This is a genomic window from Bacillus sp. MT94 (genome assembly GCF_058792475.1).
The window spans coordinates 154,581-172,689 of the sequence record NZ_JBXAEZ010000006.1 but is presented as its reverse complement, the minus strand read 5'-3'; the positions used below and the strand labels follow the sequence as shown (position 1 = coordinate 172,689).

Below are 18,109 nucleotides of genomic sequence, written 5' to 3'. Positions count from 1 at the left end.
TTTTACAAGACTAAATTCACAATTAAACCATGGATTTCTCCAATTTGATTTAACATTTCTAAATGTCCTGTTTTCGTATTAATTAAATTCATCACATCTTCTAATTCATTCAATCCCATTTCTGCCTGTTTCACAATCGTCATTTTCTGTGAATATCCGTAACGCGGGTGACGAGACATGACATCTTTATACTGCAATACATTATCAACGTAAAAATTCAAAAATGATTTTACTGTATTTTTGTATTCCATTACATTATCAAGCGTTAATTCCATTTCAATTTTCTCTTTAATTTCTCCAATATTATCCACAAACGCTTCCATTTGTTCTAGTAATTTATCTTTTTTCGGATCTGCATGCAAATTATCCGAAAATGCAAGTCCTGTCCTGACATTTGCTTCTTTCGGCATTTGAGTAGCAGGCGGTATATGCGATAAAATTGGATTATGCGAGATAGAACGTAGCATATATATCACCTATTTATTTTTTTATTTCTTCCTAAACTTAATCGTAAAATCCAGTTATTTATAATTATACTCTGAACAGTAATATTTTGCAGTTATTTTTTATAAAAGATATGTTACAATTTAGCATGAGGTGGCACAATTCTATGAATATTTTCCTTTGTGGTTCAAATCAATTAACAGCATTAGATCAAGAAGAAATTAAAAAATTTTTAACTGACTATGCTCACAAACATAAAATTTACATATTATGTTATAAATCTATTGAAAATGAGGTTCTTCGTTTTTTCGTTGAGAATGAAAGACTCGCTCAAAATTTATGCCTTTACACGCTGCAACCATTGCAAGCAATAACAGATGAATTTCAAGAAGTCGTTGATTACTTAAAAAAACACGGAGCCGAATATGTTGCTTTTGATCATCCTTCTGACTCCATTTACCGATCAGATTATATGTTTTTTGTTAAACAAATTATTGAAGACACTGATTTAGTTCTCTGTTTTTATAATGGGGACAAACATACATCTGTCATCCCTGTCGATGTTGCAAAAGAAGCAGGTATTGATGCTGTCATTTATGATTTACCAGGATTACATGAAAAGCAAATGAAAAAAAGCTTTGAACAAAAAATTCGTATGATGTAAAGGGGGAGGCACAATATCATTATTGTGCCCATTGTAAATATGATAATTGAACAAGATTATGATCATTTTATCGCGAGTTTTAAACAACAATTCAATATGGATATCGCTTCTTATAAACAAGATAGAATGCGCCGTAGAATCGATGCTTTCATTTCGAGAAAAGGCTTCGAAAACTACACTAATTTTTTAAACAAATTACGCGCTGATCAAAATTTATTTTTAAATTTTATTGACTATATTACAATTAACGTTTCAGAGTTTTTTAGAAATAAAGAACGCTGGCAAACTTTAGAGTCGAAAGCACTACCAAAATTACTCGAACAAAATAGCGGAAAATTAAAGGTATGGAGTGCCGCTTGCGCTGCTGGTGAAGAACCGTACACACTCTCTTTAATTTTATCAAAGCATCTAGCTCCATTTCGTTTTGAAATTCAAGCAACAGATCTTGATTTTCATATTTTAGAAACCGCAAAACGCGGTCAATATACAGAACGTTCTCTGAAGGAATTACCTAATGATTTGAAAGAACGTCATTTCACAAAAGAGAATGATATATATTCATTGCATCAAAACATTAAACAAAACGTTACGTTCAAACAGCACGACCTTTTAATGCAGTCGTTCGATACAAATTATGATTTGATTATTTGTCGTAACGTAATGATTTATTTTACAGAAGAAGCAAGAGTAAAACTTTATGAAAAATTTAGTCGTTCTTTACGAAAAGGCGGTGTACTATTTGTTGGTAGTACGGAACAAATTTTAACACCCGAACGTTACAATCTTCAGCGATTTGATACATTCTTCTACGAAAAAATATAAAAAAGGTCGTCACAATGGAGTGACGACCTTTTTACATAACTCGAATTAAAATAATACCGACAATCCATATAAAGAGAAAAAGAAACGTCATAGACCATTTATGTTCTTGCACCGTATGTTTCAACGCCTGCGACAATTGTGTCATGTTCATTTCCGCAAGCGCTCTCCATACACTTACATCCCGATCTTTAGCAATGCGGTCTGTAACGCTAATTAAAATTGTTTCGTTAGACAGTTTCGTTATATAAGCAGTAATAACCGTTACCATCAAATTTATATTTCCTTCTGAAGAATCACCTTCCACTCTAGAGATAAGTGCACTCACATCTAGTAACGGAATATGTACTTTTCTACCAAATGATAGTTGTACTTCAGCGAAATCATATGTTCCATCTAACAAAGGAAGTTCTTTTATATGCGCCTGCTTAACAAGCCCTTGTAGGCTTCTAATTACTTGTTCAAATATTTTTTCTGTTTGCTTACCTTCTCCAGATAACGTATGTAACTTTTTAAAAAGTTGTAACACTGTATCCATCTCTTTAGAAAGAATTTCCTTCATAATCTTTCCATCACTTAAACTTGCAAGTAAAATACCTATTTCATTATTTTTCGAAATAATTTTAGACTGTCCAGTAAACACTAAATTGCTACGCTTTCGTTCTTTCTGGATTTCATGCTCCGAAATAGCTACAGGCTGTTTTAATGGTTGTAACGCCTTATCTTCGATTGTCGTACGTTTAATCTCCATTTAAGCGCCTCCACTACTATGAAATAATTAGCCCCATTCTTTATTACTCTTTAAAACTAAAAACAGTACGAATAAACCTGACATGATGGTAAACACATCAGAAGCTTGCACTCCCTGTTCACCTTTTTCTTCTTTCTTGTCTTTCGGTTCTTCTTTTTGTTCTTTCTTTTTAGAGGCAACTTGTTTGTTATTTTTCTCTTTTCGGTCCTTCGCCTTATGTACTTCCTTGTTGTCTTCGAACGGCTCTTTTATAACGTAAGTAAATTCCTCTTTCTCTTTCAACGGTTCTTTTATAAACTTATTTACTATCTCATCCTGCTTCGGAATTTGAACAACTGGCAAATTTTCTTCTGGAAGCGGGTTTTTAACTTTCGAATCTTCTTGCTTCTCATTTTCTTTCTTATCTTCTAATTCATTTTCTTTCTTATCTTCTAATTCATTTTCTAGTTTATTATCTAATTTTTCTTCTTTCTCTTCTATCTTTTTATCATCTTCGTTTTTGGGCGCCAAAACAGAAATGGTATATTCACTTTCCTCAACAAGTTTATTACCTGCTGCATCTATTATCTCTACAAGTAATTCATATGGCCCAGCCGGCAATGCTTCTGTTATTTCAAATACTTTTTGCCAATCCATATCATGCTTGTTGTAGTCTAATAAAAAGGAAAGCTCTTTATTTTCTTTCCCTTTTAATGTAACGCGCACTTCTTTTACAACCGATTCTATATCTGACGCTTTTACTCGTATATGTATAGAATCTCCCTGTTTTCGTTCAACTAAGTTCTCTTTTACTTCATCAATAGTAACTTTCTGTAACTTTGGCAATTCTTTATCTATAGTTGGCGTTTCATTTTTAATACGAATGAGCGGGACTTTCACTTCATTTTTTATGAGCTCTTCTTTCTCATTCTCTTTGTAACTTTGAACGAGCTGAAGATTCCAATCACCTTGCAAATCAAAATCCCCTGCTTTATAGTTAGCAACCCAGCTCTTCGTTTCTTCATCATACTCAAAAGATAACATTCTTTCTTGCGCATATTGCTCGCCATTTTTTTGTAACTGCAATATACCTTTCATACTTTGAATGTTTTTCCCATTTGGTTCTACAGCAATCCGCACTTCTTCGCCAACTTTAAGCTCCGGCTTATTTACTGTAATAATTCCCTGTTCCGTTTCTATCTTTTTTTCACTCAATTGTTTATTTGCTACTTCTTGTTGTTCTGTTTCTTTTGGTTTCTCTTCATCTTGTTTCGTTTCCACTTGCTCTGGCGGTTCTTGAGATTCCTTATTTTCTTCTTGTACATTCACTTCATTTATTTTTTGATCTGGCTCAATTTGTTCCTCAGCCTGACTTTGCAAGGGGAAGAACAAGCACACATGTATGCATAGCCAACTCATTAGAAAAAACTTTACGTTTTTCATCTACTAGTTCAAACTCCTATTTCAATGCCTTATAGTGATTTCGTCACTTTTACTCCGAAAAATCCATCTACATTTACAAGTTCACCATACGCCACTAATACATCATTTACATAAATACGAATTGGTTCATCAATATCCTCATCTAGTACAACTGCTTCATTTTCTTGTAAACTTAATATATCTTGAATCGTTTTCACTGTACTTCCAAATACAAATTTCACGTTCATTTCTACATTTTGTAGAATGGACGTGTCCATATATACTGGTTCCATTTGTTTTACTTCTTTAAATTCAATAGGTTGCACAACTGGTTCTACAATTTTTTCTTCTTCAATTTCTTCTGTGGCAATCTCTTCTTCTTCCACCATTGGATACAGAAGTCGCCTTACCATTTCTTTCGCTTCAGAAATTGGCAAAATTTGATACATTTTAGATTGAAGCAGATCACCAATTTCAAGATTGAACGTAATTTGAACGAGTTCGTCCACTTCCATTGATTCTCCCAAATACTCCATTTCTTCTTTTAACGTTACAAATTTAACATTTGGCGGCGTCATGTCCATTTTTTCTTGGAACATTTCTGACATCGCCGTAGCAGCGTGACCCATCATTTGGTTCATAATTTCTTTAATACCGCTCAGTTCTAATTCAGTAAGCTCTTTTTCCGGATCAACTTCCCCTGTTCCCATCATCATTAAATCTACCATTGTTAAGGCGACATCTTTCGTAAATACGAATACATTCTCATTCTTTAGCCCTTCAACAAAGTCAACATTTAAAATAACAAATGGCACTGGTACTCCATCATAATGACGAACATTGATTGCTTCCACATTTGGTGTACTAATTGTAACTGGCTGATTTAAAAGCGTTGACAATACTGTTGAAGCGGAACCAATTGAAATATTTGCAATTTCACCAAGCACATCTTTCTCTTCTTGTGTTAAATGCTCTTTTTCAACTTCTTCTACAATCTCAGTTTCCACTACTTCTGCTGGCTCGTCTTTTTCTTCTACTCCACCAGATAATTGCATTAATTTATTTACCATTTGTTTCGCATGCTCAACTGAAACAATTTGTACAAGTTTAGAGTTTACAAGATTATCTATCTTTAAATCAAACGACACTTTAACAATCGTATGATTCCCATCGATTTCAGAGATTTTCTCCATTTCTTCTGATAACTTTACAACATTAATCGTCGGCGGAGACATATCTACTGTATCTTGGAAGAATTCCGACATAGATGTAGCTGCGAATCCCATCATTTGATTCATCGCTTCTTGTACAGCACTTAGTTCTAATTCACCAAGTTCTTTTCCATCCTCCACTTCACCTGTTCCCATCATCATTAAATCAGCAATGGACAATGCAACATCTTGTTTAAGAACAAGAAGGTTTTCCATATCTAATCCTTTTGTAAAATGAATGTTTAATACAACATGTGGAACTTCGACATCTCTTGAATCATATAAATCTACCAACTCTATGCGAGGAGCAGTAATGCTTACTTGCCTATTTAAAATCGTTGATAATACAGTCGAAGCTGAACCAAATGATATATTTGCAATTTCGCCAAGAATATCGCATTCTTGAGGCGTTAAATGCTCATTTTCTTTTTCTAGCACAATCGTGCTCGTATCCCCTTTTGTGTGTTGCTCAGGCATTTTCCCTGCCTCCTCATTTCTGTTTTTCTATCAAATAATATAAACTCTCATTTGATTTTAGCAAACTTATTATATAAAACGTTAATATGTATGTATTCCCATTATTAGATTGGTAACGATTAGCCAAAAAGCTCCCCAATTGTATACAAGTGGGGAGCTTTCCTTCATTCCTATTATAAACCTTCTGGGTTTAAAATGAGGACCACTCGTCCATCACCGAGAATCGTCGCACCAGAGAAATAGTTAGAACTCTCTGCAAAGAAGTCACCTAATGACTTTAAGACTATTTCTCTTTGACCGATAATTGTGTTTACAATAAGTCCATAGCTGCGATGTGTATTACGAACAATTAACACAGGAACCATTTGACCATCATATGACGCAAACGCCTCATCTACTGTTTTTTCACCAAATACAGTACTTAAATGTTTCACTTCAATAATTTGATTACGATAATTTAACACATCTTTTCCTTGTAAGGATTGGATGTCTTCTCTCTTAATTCGAATTGCTTCAACGATATTTCCAAGAGGTAAAGCATAGCGCTTATCATTCGTTTGAACAAGCATAGATTGAATAATAGACAACGTTAACGGAAGTTCAATTCTAAATGTACTTCCCTTTCCTTCCTCAGAATCAATGATTAAATGTCCACCTAAACTATGAATCGTATGTTTTACAACATCTAATCCGACACCGCGTCCAGAAAGATCTGATACAACTTCAGCTGTACTAAATCCTGGTTGGAAAATAAGATCAAACACTTCACGATCTGTTAATCTATTTGCATCTGCTTCAGTTACAACGCCATTTTTAATCGCTTTTTCTAATACTTTCCCTTTATTAATACCGTTTCCATCATCCGTAATTTGAATAACGACATGATTTCCACTATGAAAGGCTTCTAATTTAATAGTACCTGTCTCATTTTTACCTGCATCACGTCGTTTTTCAACAGTTTCAACACCATGATCGATTGCATTTCGAATTAAATGAACGAGCGGATCACCGATTTCATCAATAACAATTTTATCTACTTCAGTATCTTCACCTGTAATTTGTAAATCGATTTTTTCCCTAAATCTTTCGCTAACATACGTACCATACGTGGGAAACGATTGAACACAGTTTCAATCGGCACCATACGCATATTTAATAGTACGTTTTGAATATCTTTTGAAATATCGCCTAATCGATTTAAATGTTCAATTAACTCCTTGTTTTGAATCGTTTCAGCCAATTCATCAATGCGCCCACGTTCAATTACACTTTCTTCAAACATATTCATTAATCTTTCGATTTTCTCTAATTGAACACGAATTGAACGATTCTCCACTTTAGCATTTTTCGTTTTTGTAGTACTTTTAGCTGGCATAGCACTTGTAGGTTGATTCGTTGCCACTATCGGTGATTCTACCTGCGTAGCCACAGCTGGTTGTAGCATTTCTTCTACTTGCACAACTTCTTGTGTAACAACTTTTTTAGAAGCTACTTCCCTCGATATAGGTTCTCCTTGCTTTACTTCCACTTTCTCAATTTCAGAAACATGAAGTACTACTTGTTTCAATTCTTCTATACTACAATCAGTATCCATAAATACCGTAAATTCAAATCCGAAAGCATCTGCTTCAATTTCTTCAATACTCGGAGCTGTTTTTTGTATATTCCCTACATTCTGCAATGCTTCAATACACATAATGGCACGTACTGCTTTTAAAATTGCTTGCTGTTCAACTGTTATATGCACTTCATGCGAAACTGCATCATCGTTGTCTATATGATTTTGCTCTATATGTTCCGTAGAAGTTTCTACATTACCGTTCAATAATGCTTCTAATTTCTGTTTAGTTGAGACTACATCAATATTGCCCATTCCACCTTGTTGCACATCTGCAACCATCTTCTCCAAATTATCAATGCACTCAAAAATCACATCAATAATATCCGCATTTACAACTATATTTCCATGACGAATTTCATCTAACACATTTTCCATCTTATGCGTTAAATCAGCCATCTCTGTAAATTCCATACTCGCAGACATACCTTTGAATGTATGAGCGGAGCGGAATATTTCTCCTACAACATCCATATCAGCAGGATTTTGCTCTAACACTAGCACATTTTCATTTAGCGACTGTAAATGTTCTTCTGACTCTTCGAAAAATATATTTAATAGATCTGTTTGCATTTTTATCCCCTACCTGTCTAACAAACATTTCATTTATGTATAACAATTTAGTGTTTTACAATGAGAAAAAAGGGGGCCACACGTCGATCCGCTATCACTGTTTTGATTCCTTGTGGCACCCCTTCTATATTAACTATTTGCTACTTTTGTTAAAGCTTCAATTACACGATCCGCTTGGAATGGCTTTACAATAAAGTCTTTTGCCCCGCCCTTAATTGCATCTAATACCATACCTTGTTGTCCCATTGCAGAACAAATAACAACCTTTGCACTTGAATCAATTTTAATAATTTCTTTTAATGCTTCAAGCCCGTCCATTTCTGGCATAGTAATATCTAATGTTACAATATCAGGTTGAAGTTCTTTATACTTTTGAATTGCTTCTACCCCATTCTCTGCTTCGCCGATAACTTCAAATTCAGCATTACTTTTTAATAAGTTTTTAATCATCGTTCGCATAAACATCGCATCGTCTACTACTAAAATTTTATGTGCCATTCTTTTTAATTCTCTCCTTCTATGTATAAATATATCTTAATATTTCACCTTATCATTCTCACTCATTATACAAAATAAAATGATAAAATTTAATATTTTTTTAAAAGAATTTTCGTATTTTTATTATTTTATTATTAAAATAATAATATACTACTCTTTTATATAAATAACAACGCGACGGTTTTTTTCCCAGTTTTGCGGTGAATCATTTGGTACAATTGGCTTTGTGTCTGCATATCCTACCGCAGCTAGCCTTTTATCATCCACATTATACACTTCAATTAAATGGTGAATCATATTTGCCGCTCGTGCTGAAGATAACTCCCAATTAGAAGGGAATTTCTCGTTATGAATAGGTCTACTATCTGTATGTCCCTCTACAACAATTGGGTTAGGTACGGATTGAAAAAATCCAACTAATTGACTTATTATCCCTTTCGCTTCGGGCTTAACGTTCGCATCGCCTGTATCAAATATTAAATTATCTACTATAACGACGCTTACCCCTGTATCCTCTCGATATACATTCACTTGACTAATACCGTTATTATCTACGTACGCTTTCAACTTCTTATATAATTCATCCATTCTCTTTTTTGAGATCATTTTTTCATCATTTTTTTCATGTGAAATATCTGGTATTGTATTTTCCATTACTTTTGCATCTACTTGCCCCGTATCACTAAACTTTTCAAGCATCTTTGACAATTTTACTGCATCTTGCTTTGATGTAGCAACTAGTAATACGAAGAAAGTTAATAATAACATCGTTAAATCTGTAAAAGTCGTCATCCAACGAGGCGATCCCTTTTGCGGTCCTTTACTCATCATACCACTCCTTGAAATATTAGGCTGCTCCTTTTACCTTTGTTTCGTATACGTATGTATCCAGTTTCAACTTTAATTTAGAAGGGATTTGTCCTCGATACAATTCTGAAATTGCTTCTATTACAAACTTCTTCTCTGTATATAAATCTTCAATACCACGGTATACTTTTTCCGACAGAGGGATTGCAATCATATTCGCAAGTACAGACCCATATAATGTCGTTAACATCGCAACTGCCATCCCTGTACCAATTTGCGATGTATCTTGTAAGTTTTGGAGCATAATGATAAGACCGATTAACGTACCAATCATTCCCCAAGCTGGAGCAAAATCACCAATTTTATCTAATAATGCCGCTCCTTTTCTTAACTCATACACTTCCGTTTCAATATCTTTCAATAACACTTCTTTTAATTCATCTTCATCGTAACCGCTTAACATTAATCGAATTCCTTTTTGAATAAAAGGATTGTCTACTTGCTCTCCATCAACCTCTAAAGAAAGCAAGCCATTCTTTTTAGACTTTTTCGAAAAATCAACAAACAAATCCGTTAACTGTTCTAGATCTTCTTCTCTTCTATGTAAAACAGTGAAAATACTTTTCGTATATTTTTTTATTTCTCCAAATCGATATGCCACAACAATTGTCGCTGTTGTTCCCCCTATGACAATTAAAATAGATGAAATATCTAAAAAGTTTTTAAAAGCTTTTATTCCACCGCCGCCAAGCATAATCGCCGCTATCACTATGATGAAACCTACTATAATGCCCACTGGGCTAGAAATATCAAACTTCCTTTTTCTTCTTTGTGGTCTAGCTAATACTTGATTTTTTTCTCCCATATTTCTGCCCTTTCCTTTCCATTTTCATATAACATTTTTTTATTTTAATAATACGTTTTCACATATAACATGTATTATACGCTTATCATCTGTTTATCGCAATATACTCATGAAATTGACACATTTCATTTCTATATTAGAATTATGGTATAAAAACATGAGGAGGCTCACGATGGAACACAACATTTTACAAGTCATTGCATTAGCAGAAAAACTAAAATATGAAATGCGACATAGCTGGCTTTCCAACGGACGTCAAGAAAGTGTTGCCGAACATACATGGCGTATGTCTCTAATGGCCATTTTAGTTGAACCTTATTTGGATCAAAAAGTAAATATTGAGAAATTACTTAAAATGGTTATTATTCACGACCTAGTCGAAGCCGAAGCTGGTGATATCCCTGCATTTGATACGATGAATAGTCACGAATTACAGCTACAAAAACAAAAAAATGAACTAGAAGCTATTTTAAATATTAAACAAACGTTAACAGGTTCTCTCGGTGAGGAATTATATGACTTATGGATGGAGTTTGAAGCAAAAGAAACGTACGAAGCAAAAGTTGCTAATGCACTCGATAAACTTGAGGTGAAAATCCAGCATAACGAAGCTGATATTGATACGTGGCTACCAATTGAACATAAAATGACATTCCAAGTAGCAAAGCATACAAACTTTGATTCTTTCCTATCTAAATTACAAAAAATTATTGAACAAGATGGAGAAAAAAAGTTAATTGCTGCCGGCATTGATGTTGAGGCATGCAAGCAATAATGAAATAAGACACTCAACAAGAGTGTCTTATTTCATTATTGTTGATATAGCCTGCTTATAAATAAGCTGTTGTTTTCCATCCACTAAAATTAAAACTGTAAATTTATCTACTCCAACAACTTCTCCTACTATTCTAACGCCACTCTTTAAGAAAATTGTAACTGTACCTTTTTCTTCTTTTATTTGTTTATACAATTCTTCCTGTAAATGTTCCAATTACTGTCCTCTCCTTCCTGTGAAACATCTTAATATAAAAAACTATAAATTTTTTATTTATGCACTTTGTCTTTTATATTCATAAACTTATTAATTAGTATATCTAAATCACGACTAAATAACAAAACTTTATCATGATCCAATCCGTGTCTCGCAACAAGTTGAATTAATTCTTTCTTTTTGTTTTCTATTTTATTTTGTAATTGTCCCATCTCCATCTCTATACTAAAACTCCCTTTTCCCATAATATTACTTGTAAAATTATAGTACATATTCTCTCATAAAAAAATAAAAAAATGGTTTTTTTTACAATTTTTTATTTTTCTATGCCTAAATTACAAATCATGTAAAGGTTTATTTACAAATCACTAACATACAATCCTAATGAATCTACAGGCATTTGTCTAATTATAAATGAGACTGGCTCGTTTTCTATACAAAAAACATACTGTATATAGTAGTCCATGAACCATATAGATTAACTTACTAAAAAGGAGGAAAACATATGAGTTATGGTGGAAGTTGCGCTGGTTTCGGCGGTGGATTTGCTTTGCTTATCGTACTATTCATCCTTCTAATCATCATTGGATGTAGCTGTTGGGGTGGCGGCGGATACGGATATTAATATATCCTATCCTTGACAAATGAACGAAAAACTATAGAAAAACAGCTCATATTTGAGCTGTTTTTTTCATACTTTCGTATGAATTTATATCCCTCTTATTTGCGATTTCAACTAGCAACATATTGTTTACTACGGAATAAGAAACATTTTTACTAAGGGGGATTACAATGATTAGAGGTCTTTACGAAGCACATTTACCTGTCCGCAACTTAAAAGTATCAATACCTTTTTATGAATCACTAGGGCTAAAATTATATAAACGAGGAGATAATATTGCTTTCTTTTGGATTAAAGAAAATGAGAGTTGGCTCGGCCTTTGGGAAGGCACAGAATACAAAGTGTATTATCACCCCTCTTTACGATATATCGCCTTTCAAGTAAGTTTACATGATTTAGAAAATGCGATTCATTGGCTAAATCAAAAAGGAATTTCAGCACGAAAAGACTTTGGAATGGAACCAATTGAACCGATTGTTTTTCCGGAATTAGCACATGCAGCCGTATACTTTAACGACCCTGATGGAAATAGTTTAGAATTGATTGCACAATTACCTGTTGGACTTCCTACAGCGGAAAAATTGTATTTAAGTGAGTGGAAAGAACAAATTCAAACATCGTCATTACATAAGGAGTAATCTATTTATGTCGGTTTCTTATTCCACACTTCTTAAAACAAATAAAAACTTCAATAAACTATTTTATGGGCAAACATTAAGTGTACTTGGGGATTGGTTCCATACGGTAGCTTTATTAACATTTGTCTACAGCATAACGGAATCGCCGTTTATGATCGCACTTACTTTTATAAGTAAAAGTTTACCACAGCTTCTTCTTAGTCCATTCATAGGCGGAATTGTAGATCGTTTCTCTAAAAAGAATATTATGATTTTTACCGATATTACACGGGGAATTCTAGTCCTTACATACTTACTCGCAGGCTATAAAATTGAGATTATTTTCATTGCTAATATATGTTTATCTGTACTTGCTTGTTTATTTGAACTGGCTAAACAAGCAATCCTAAAAAATATCGTACACCAAAATCATTTCGTAACTGCTAACTCTCTTTCTAGTACAATTAATGGTTTTATGTCTATTATGGGGGCTTCTTTGGGCGGAGTAATTGCACAATCTTTACATATTGAGTTCGCTTTTTTAGTAAATAGCCTATCATACTTTCTTTCAGCCTATTTTATTTATAATATGAGTATTCCTGCTCATGATACTTGTAACAAGAACAAAGCATTTTTCACTGATATAAAAGGTGGTTATACATACATATTACAAACAAAAATCATTTTAACATTAATTCTTGTCGGCATTTCATGGGGGATTATTGGAGGCGCTTATCAACTACTTCTAACGATCTATGCCGAAAAAATTTTCCATACGAACATTGGGATTTTATATACGGTTCAAGGGGCTGGGCTTATGATAGGAAGCCTTCTCGTTAATCTTTATATATCCCATAATAAAGAAAAAATGAAAAAAGTATTCGGTTGGGCCTACTTATTACAAGGAATTTTCTTTCTCGGATTCATTCTATCCGATCAACTTATTATCGGTATCATTACTTTATTCTGTATGCGTATAGCAGGAGGAATCATGGTTCCACTTGATACGACATTACTTCAAACTTACACACACGAAAATATGATAGGTAAAGTTTTTTCATTCCATTATTCTATTTACGGATCTCTTATTCAGTTATCGATGTTTTTTACAGGAGGGCTGTTAGAAATTTTTTCTCCTCAAATGATTGGCAGTTTATTAGCTATATGTTGTATTTTTGTAAGTTTTATATGGCTGTTTTTATTTTATCGCGGGGAATTTAATGAAGAATCTCCTTCTACTTAATAGCATGTTTATAAACATGCTATTTTTATTTATGTCGAAATACAGAGGAAAAAGACGATTTATTTTCCTTACGTTCTAATTTTTTAGAATGTACAATAAATTTAGATTATAAGAAAAGGGGTGCCATAATGTTTGACGATAGACTTACTATTTCAGCTGAGCAGCAGAAGCTCATTTCCAATGCAACTCGCATTCAAATTCTTCACCTTTTAAAAGATGAAGCACTTACTGCAAAACAAGTTGCTACTAAACTAAATAAATCTGCTGGAAGCGTACATTATCACGTTCAAATTTTATATGATGGAGGGTTGCTTGAATTAGTAGAAACGAAGGAAAAACGAGGGATTATTGAAAAATATTATAAAGCAAAAGCTGCTCATTTCTATATTGAAGAAAGCGGCACAGAAGGAACGAATACAGGTAGTCATATTGTATCTCATTTATTTTTAACTCCAGAGGAATTACAACAGCTTACTTGGGAGATTACACAAGTTTTATTACGCTGGGAAAACAAAACCGCTCGTCAATCAAACTCTGAAGAGGAATACGCTATTTCCTGCAGGATTAAAAAACAATGAAAGAAAGGGCCATTTATTCATGAAAAATAAATTATTATTATTGTCGGGAACAGGAATTTCTCGTTTAGGTGATTTTATGTATCTCATCGCTCTAAACTTAATGGTGTTAAATAGCACAAACTCACCTGCTGCTGTAGCAGGATTATGGATTGTTGGTCCAATCGCCACTGTTGTTACAAAAATATGGTCTGGTAGTATAGTAGATCGATTAAACAAACGGTCCATTATGCTCATCACAGATATAATTCGAGCAGCTCTCATTGGCTGTATTCCATTATTTGATTCTATTTGGGCCATTTATATGTTCATCTTTTTAACTCGCATCGCTACATCATTTTTCGATCCAGCTTCATTTACTTATAAAACAATGCTCATACGAGCTGAAGAGCGCTCTCAATTTAATGCATGGAATAGCCTATGTACAAACGGGGCTTTTATTATCGGTCCAGCTCTTGCTGGAATACTTCTCACCACGTACTCAGCAGCCTTTGTTATTTACTGCAACTCACTTTCATTTCTACTTTCTACCATTCTCATTTACTTCTTGCCAAACATTACATTACAAACAAAGCAAAACGAAGAAGTTGCAAATACTTTTGTACAAACATTACGAAGTGATTGGAAACAAGTTTTTTCGTTCGCTCAAACAGAAACGTACATTATTCTCATATTCGTTTTATTTCAAGCGACTATGCTTGTTTCTATGGCACTCGATTCACAAGAAGTTGTTTTTACGAGGCAAGTACTGTTTTTAACCGATATAGAATACAGTATGCTTGTTAGTATAACTGGCGCTGCTTACGTTTCCGGTTCATTTCTCGTCTCTCTCTTTGCCAAACGATTACCAATTCAACATTGTATCGGATTAGGTATGATTTTCACAGCAATAGGCTATGTAATTTTCGCCTTTTCAAATTCATTTATAGTCGCAGCAGGTGGTTTCATTTTACTTGGTATTTCTTCATCATTTGCTGGTACTGGCTTTATAACATTCTATCAAAATAACATCCCTATATATAGGATAGGACGTATCGATAGCGTGTTTGATTCCATAAAAAATTTCATCCAAATCTTTTTCGTTTTAGCAATTGGGGCATCCGCACAATTTCTTTCCGTTCAATTTACTGTAATAAGTAGCTCGTTACTCATTCTTTTCCTTTCCTGTTTATTAGCAATCCGAGTAATGACTCCTTCACGAGAAAAATACTTTAAAACTACAGGATCATCATTAGAATATTAAATGCAACATAAAAAGCGGCTATTTGCCGTGCAGTAAGCCTCCCACTGATTAAAGTTTCACTTTATGTTAAAATATTTATTAAATTTGATTATGTAGGGGGGCTATTTTGGAAATTATATTCATTTTCATATGTATTATATTAGTAGCTTCTATTTTACAAACAAGTACAGGTTTTGGCTTTTCTATTATGGCAACACCTTTCTTACTCATGTTATTTCTACCACAAGAAGCTATACAAATAAATATCATTTTATCATTAATTATTTCCATATCACTCATTTGGAAAATAAGAATAGATATTGATTTTATACTACTGAAAAGATTAATTTTCGGAAGTATAGTTGGTGTTCCTTTTGGCATTTTCATTTTCACTTCCATTAACATCAACACTTTTAAATTAACAATTAGCATCCTGCTTTTACTATTAACGTTGATGCTAATATGCAACTTTAAGATTAAATCAACAAAATCTAGAGATTTCTTAGTGGGCGGATTATCCGGTCTTTTAACGACAAGTATCGGTATGCCAGGACCACCCCTGTTACTTTACTTTACAGGAACTGATACGAAAAAAGAGAAATTGAGAGCAACTACTTTAGCTTTTTATCTATTTATATATTTCATTAGCCTACTAACTCAAATACTCTTTACTGGCACAAACAAAACAATTTGGGAATCAAGTTTTTACGCTATTCCAATCGTATTTCTAGGTTTGTATATAGGGCAAATTATTTTCAAATGGCTTAATCAACTAATTTTCAAAATATTTACGTACATCCTTTTAAGTTGCACGGGTATGTATCTTCTTATTGAAAGTTTGCATTTATTATAAGTAAGTTTTTCAAAATACAAAATCATAACTAAAATACTAACCAAACGATAAAAAGCGGCTATTATGCCGCTTTTTATTTTCACATTAAATATTTTAAAACTAGAAGCCCAGCTATCGCTGTTACAAACACATTGAAAAAAAATCATCCACATATTGTTTTTCAATAGGGGTACTTAATGATTTATGAATAATGTACAAAATTAATTTTCCATATTGATCAATTACTTCTTTCAAAGCATCTTGATCATGTTTTTTCATAGCTATAATTAAATCCTCTTCAGAATTGAAAATCATAAGCCTCTTCCTTCCTCAGTTCCCCTTTAGCAGCTGCTTTTACTTATTATTGGTATTTCATTCTCATTTTCTATCACTTTTGTAAAAAATTATTAATTTTTATTTCTATGTATATGATAACAAACAAAATACCTAAGATCAGAAAGAATAGACAACTTTCTGATCTTAGGTATTTCTCCTTTCAAAAAAGGCAAACCCATATCACAGGTTTGCCTCTTTACTCACTTCTTATTTAATCCTTTTTCACTTAAAAACTCTTTCATATGCATTCTTTTTTCTTTAGACATAAACGAACTCATTGATTCCGTCCATGTTACTTTTTTTTGATTTGATGATCTTTCTTTGTAATACGCGCTCATCGTTTCATCATATTCGTTTAATAATTCATCATATTTTTGTTCATCATATCCATTTTCATGAAGAACCGCTGCTACCGGTAAGCGTGGTTTAACTCCATGTTCTTCATCTGGTACACCGACTGTCATTCCGAATACAGGATATACTTTATCTGGTAAATGAAGCAATTCGCTCACTTCTCTCGGATTATTACGAATACCACCAATATAACAAATACCGTATCCTAATGACTCTGCTGCTAACGCTAAGTTTTGCGCAAAAAGTGAAGCATCTACCGTCGCAACGATAAAGTCTTCCACCCCTTCATGCTTTATCTCTGTACCATGTTTTTCACATGCAATTTCAAGTCGTTTTAAATCTGCACAACAAACAAAGAATGCTGCGCAGTCTTTCACATGGCGATTTCCGGATAACTCTGCTAATTTAGCCTTTAATTCCTGATTTGTTACATATATGACAGAATACGCCTGTACAAAATGTGATGAAGCCGCATGCTGTGCAGCGTGCACCATTTTTTCTACTACATCTTTCGGAATTGATTCTTCTTTATATTTACGAACTGAAACGTGTTGCTCTATCTTATGTATTATCTCATTCATGAAAATCACTCCTTTTTCTCTTCATAATGAAAAATTAACACATCTTTTTCAATATTCACAACTTATAAGCACAAAAAGAGCAATTCTTTTTGAATTGCTCTTTTTTTAAAACATCTATGAATACGGTAAATGAAATTATACTAATGGTAATTTAAATGAAATTTTTTCTTGTCTTATTACGCCGTTTTCAAAACTTTAATACCTTTTACGATATTCCAAATGAAGTAGTAAATTCCTACAAGAATGAACACTGCATATGTGATAATCATTCCAATTCCAGCACCGTCAGATTGATTGAAACCTAAACCGTACATTCCTGATACTGCTAGTCCTCCAAATAAGATTACGTATGGGAAAACATGTGACCAAAATGCTTTTTTCGCGTGATATTTCACTTCATCTTCTGCAACAAAGTACACGATAATTGGTAGTAAAAATGGTGCAAAAAAGATGCTAAAGTAACATAACGAAGATAAAATATTATTTCCTTTCATCCGATTCACCTCTAAATAGTTTTTGTTACCTTCATTATGTCAGGAAACCATTCTAGAAACTATCGCTTTACCTTTCACTAACGTGACATATTTGTAAGATTTTCCTCAAATCAA

21 protein-coding genes and 1 pseudogene are annotated in these 18,109 nt (G+C 33.3%); 9 read left to right on the top strand and 13 right to left on the bottom strand.

Features of this window, described 5'->3' with window-relative positions:
• Positions 1-2 precede the first annotated feature (2 nt).
• Entirely contained in the window at positions 3-467 is a 465-nt protein-coding gene (locus AC1Q51_RS21875) for a YaaR family protein (RefSeq protein WP_000946323.1), read from the bottom strand.
• Positions 468-610: 143 nt separating this feature from the next.
• On the opposite strand from AC1Q51_RS21875, the gene AC1Q51_RS21870 reads away from it, so the two are divergent.
• Complete coding sequence (locus tag AC1Q51_RS21870) at positions 611-1,108, top strand: flagellar motor switch protein FliG (RefSeq protein ID WP_001020110.1); 498 nt, start codon at positions 611-613, stop codon at positions 1,106-1,108.
• Between the two features lie 39 nt (positions 1,109-1,147).
• Positions 1,148-1,930, top strand: a complete 783-nt coding sequence (gene cheR, locus AC1Q51_RS21865) for a protein-glutamate O-methyltransferase CheR (RefSeq protein WP_000582875.1) — start codon at positions 1,148-1,150, stop codon at positions 1,928-1,930.
• A 31-nt stretch (positions 1,931-1,961) separates the two neighbouring features.
• On the opposite strand, the gene AC1Q51_RS21860 is transcribed toward cheR, so the two are convergent.
• The 7 genes and pseudogenes from AC1Q51_RS21860 to AC1Q51_RS21830 all read right to left on the bottom strand — a co-directional run bounded on the left by AC1Q51_RS21860 (position 1,962) and on the right by AC1Q51_RS21830 (position 10,128).
• Positions 1,962-2,678 (bottom strand): hypothetical protein, encoded by a 717-nt coding sequence (locus tag AC1Q51_RS21860; RefSeq protein ID WP_000403955.1) that lies wholly within the window; start codon positions 2,676-2,678, stop codon positions 1,962-1,964.
• Positions 2,679-2,705: 27 nt separating this feature from the next.
• Complete coding sequence (locus AC1Q51_RS21855) at positions 2,706-4,100, bottom strand: hypothetical protein (protein ID WP_000800063.1); 1,395 nt, start codon at positions 4,098-4,100, stop codon at positions 2,706-2,708.
• A 29-nt stretch (positions 4,101-4,129) separates the two neighbouring features.
• A complete protein-coding gene (locus AC1Q51_RS21850) occupies positions 4,130-5,767 on the bottom strand; it encodes a flagellar motor switch protein (RefSeq protein WP_001115016.1) in 1,638 nt (545 codons plus the stop codon).
• A 173-nt stretch (positions 5,768-5,940) separates the two neighbouring features.
• Positions 5,941-7,958, bottom strand: a pseudogene (locus AC1Q51_RS21845) (chemotaxis protein CheW).
• Positions 7,959-8,087: 129 nt separating this feature from the next.
• A complete protein-coding gene (locus tag AC1Q51_RS21840; protein ID WP_000940568.1) occupies positions 8,088-8,456 on the bottom strand; it encodes a response regulator in 369 nt (122 codons plus the stop codon).
• Positions 8,457-8,606: 150 nt separating this feature from the next.
• Positions 8,607-9,284 (bottom strand): OmpA family protein, encoded by a 678-nt coding sequence (locus AC1Q51_RS21835; protein ID WP_000033627.1) that lies wholly within the window; start codon positions 9,282-9,284, stop codon positions 8,607-8,609.
• A 19-nt stretch (positions 9,285-9,303) separates the two neighbouring features.
• Positions 9,304-10,128 (bottom strand): MotA/TolQ/ExbB proton channel family protein, encoded by an 825-nt coding sequence (locus AC1Q51_RS21830; RefSeq protein ID WP_016513062.1) that lies wholly within the window; start codon positions 10,126-10,128, stop codon positions 9,304-9,306.
• Between the two features lie 172 nt (positions 10,129-10,300).
• On the opposite strand from AC1Q51_RS21830, the gene AC1Q51_RS21825 reads away from it, so the two are divergent.
• Positions 10,301-10,903 (top strand): HD domain-containing protein, encoded by a 603-nt coding sequence (locus AC1Q51_RS21825; RefSeq protein ID WP_016513063.1) that lies wholly within the window; start codon positions 10,301-10,303, stop codon positions 10,901-10,903.
• Between the two features lie 27 nt (positions 10,904-10,930).
• On the opposite strand, the gene hfq is transcribed toward AC1Q51_RS21825, so the two are convergent.
• Both hfq and AC1Q51_RS21815 read right to left on the bottom strand, forming a co-directional pair.
• The gene (gene hfq, locus AC1Q51_RS21820; RefSeq protein ID WP_000400665.1) at positions 10,931-11,119 is read right to left on the bottom strand and encodes an RNA chaperone Hfq; all 189 of its coding nucleotides are present in this window, start codon (positions 11,117-11,119) and stop codon (positions 10,931-10,933) included.
• A 53-nt stretch (positions 11,120-11,172) separates the two neighbouring features.
• Positions 11,173-11,391: an aspartyl-phosphate phosphatase Spo0E family protein gene (locus AC1Q51_RS21815; RefSeq protein WP_000291691.1), complete on the bottom strand. Its 219-nt coding sequence runs from the start codon at positions 11,389-11,391 to the stop codon at positions 11,173-11,175.
• A 233-nt stretch (positions 11,392-11,624) separates the two neighbouring features.
• Here AC1Q51_RS21815 and AC1Q51_RS21810 point away from each other — a divergent pair, with 233 nt between their 5' ends.
• The 6 genes from AC1Q51_RS21810 to AC1Q51_RS21785 all read left to right on the top strand — a co-directional run bounded on the left by AC1Q51_RS21810 (position 11,625) and on the right by AC1Q51_RS21785 (position 16,251).
• Positions 11,625-11,744: a YjcZ family sporulation protein gene (locus AC1Q51_RS21810; RefSeq protein ID WP_000120179.1), complete on the top strand. Its 120-nt coding sequence runs from the start codon at positions 11,625-11,627 to the stop codon at positions 11,742-11,744.
• Between the two features lie 167 nt (positions 11,745-11,911).
• Entirely contained in the window at positions 11,912-12,379 is a 468-nt protein-coding gene (locus AC1Q51_RS21805; protein ID WP_000617957.1) for a VOC family protein, read from the top strand.
• A 7-nt stretch (positions 12,380-12,386) separates the two neighbouring features.
• Entirely contained in the window at positions 12,387-13,601 is a 1,215-nt protein-coding gene (locus AC1Q51_RS21800; RefSeq protein ID WP_016513064.1) for an MFS transporter, read from the top strand.
• A 128-nt stretch (positions 13,602-13,729) separates the two neighbouring features.
• Positions 13,730-14,179 carry an ArsR/SmtB family transcription factor gene (locus AC1Q51_RS21795; RefSeq protein ID WP_000459089.1) on the top strand — a complete coding sequence of 150 codons (450 nt, stop codon included), beginning with the start codon at positions 13,730-13,732 and terminating at the stop codon, positions 14,177-14,179.
• 19 nt (positions 14,180-14,198) lie between these two features.
• Positions 14,199-15,419, top strand: a complete 1,221-nt coding sequence (locus AC1Q51_RS21790) for an MFS transporter (RefSeq protein ID WP_492331710.1) — start codon at positions 14,199-14,201, stop codon at positions 15,417-15,419.
• Positions 15,420-15,525: 106 nt separating this feature from the next.
• Complete coding sequence (locus AC1Q51_RS21785) at positions 15,526-16,251, top strand: sulfite exporter TauE/SafE family protein (RefSeq protein ID WP_016513065.1); 726 nt, start codon at positions 15,526-15,528, stop codon at positions 16,249-16,251.
• 120 nt (positions 16,252-16,371) lie between these two features.
• Here the strand turns inward: AC1Q51_RS21785 and AC1Q51_RS21780 are convergent, their stop codons facing one another.
• From AC1Q51_RS21780 to AC1Q51_RS21770, 3 genes are all read right to left on the bottom strand, one after another.
• Positions 16,372-16,545, bottom strand: coding sequence for a hypothetical protein (locus tag AC1Q51_RS21780; protein WP_016513066.1), 174 nt, complete (start codon positions 16,543-16,545; stop codon positions 16,372-16,374).
• A 221-nt stretch (positions 16,546-16,766) separates the two neighbouring features.
• Positions 16,767-17,501, bottom strand: a complete 735-nt coding sequence (nfsA, locus tag AC1Q51_RS21775; protein ID WP_001002380.1) for an oxygen-insensitive NADPH nitroreductase — start codon at positions 17,499-17,501, stop codon at positions 16,767-16,769.
• 176 nt (positions 17,502-17,677) lie between these two features.
• Positions 17,678-17,995, bottom strand: coding sequence for a magnetosome magnetite crystal formation protein family (locus AC1Q51_RS21770; protein ID WP_016513067.1), 318 nt, complete (start codon positions 17,993-17,995; stop codon positions 17,678-17,680).
• Positions 17,996-18,109 lie beyond the last annotated feature (114 nt).

Bases quoted from the DNA above. Each gene is read 5' to 3' on its own strand.
- AC1Q51_RS21830 (WP_016513062.1), bottom strand. From the start codon at position 10,128: ATGGGAGAAAAAAATCAAGTATTAGCTAGACCACAAAGAAGAAAAAGG.
- AC1Q51_RS21800 (WP_016513064.1), top strand. From the start codon at position 12,387: ATGTCGGTTTCTTATTCCACACTTCTTAAAACAAATAAAAACTTCAAT.
- AC1Q51_RS21850 (WP_001115016.1), bottom strand. From the start codon at position 5,767: ATGCCTGAGCAACACACAAAAGGGGATACGAGCACGATTGTGCTAGAA.
- AC1Q51_RS21810 (WP_000120179.1), top strand. From the start codon at position 11,625: ATGAGTTATGGTGGAAGTTGCGCTGGTTTCGGCGGTGGATTTGCTTTG.
- AC1Q51_RS21825 (WP_016513063.1), top strand. From the start codon at position 10,301: ATGGAACACAACATTTTACAAGTCATTGCATTAGCAGAAAAACTAAAA.
- AC1Q51_RS21840 (WP_000940568.1), bottom strand. From the start codon at position 8,456: ATGGCACATAAAATTTTAGTAGTAGACGATGCGATGTTTATGCGAACG.
- AC1Q51_RS21780 (WP_016513066.1), bottom strand. From the start codon at position 16,545: ATGATTTTCAATTCTGAAGAGGATTTAATTATAGCTATGAAAAAACAT.
- AC1Q51_RS21770 (WP_016513067.1), bottom strand. From the start codon at position 17,995: ATGAAAGGAAATAATATTTTATCTTCGTTATGTTACTTTAGCATCTTT.
- AC1Q51_RS21795 (WP_000459089.1), top strand. From the start codon at position 13,730: ATGTTTGACGATAGACTTACTATTTCAGCTGAGCAGCAGAAGCTCATT.
- AC1Q51_RS21805 (WP_000617957.1), top strand. From the start codon at position 11,912: ATGATTAGAGGTCTTTACGAAGCACATTTACCTGTCCGCAACTTAAAA.
- AC1Q51_RS21835 (WP_000033627.1), bottom strand. From the start codon at position 9,284: ATGAGTAAAGGACCGCAAAAGGGATCGCCTCGTTGGATGACGACTTTT.
- AC1Q51_RS21815 (WP_000291691.1), bottom strand. From the start codon at position 11,391: ATGTACTATAATTTTACAAGTAATATTATGGGAAAAGGGAGTTTTAGT.
- AC1Q51_RS21875 (WP_000946323.1), bottom strand. From the start codon at position 467: ATGCTACGTTCTATCTCGCATAATCCAATTTTATCGCATATACCGCCT.
- cheR (WP_000582875.1), top strand. From the start codon at position 1,148: ATGATAATTGAACAAGATTATGATCATTTTATCGCGAGTTTTAAACAA.
- AC1Q51_RS21860 (WP_000403955.1), bottom strand. From the start codon at position 2,678: ATGGAGATTAAACGTACGACAATCGAAGATAAGGCGTTACAACCATTA.
- AC1Q51_RS21855 (WP_000800063.1), bottom strand. From the start codon at position 4,100: ATGAAAAACGTAAAGTTTTTTCTAATGAGTTGGCTATGCATACATGTG.
- AC1Q51_RS21790 (WP_492331710.1), top strand. From the start codon at position 14,199: ATGAAAAATAAATTATTATTATTGTCGGGAACAGGAATTTCTCGTTTA.
- AC1Q51_RS21870 (WP_001020110.1), top strand. From the start codon at position 611: ATGAATATTTTCCTTTGTGGTTCAAATCAATTAACAGCATTAGATCAA.
- nfsA (WP_001002380.1), bottom strand. From the start codon at position 17,501: ATGAATGAGATAATACATAAGATAGAGCAACACGTTTCAGTTCGTAAA.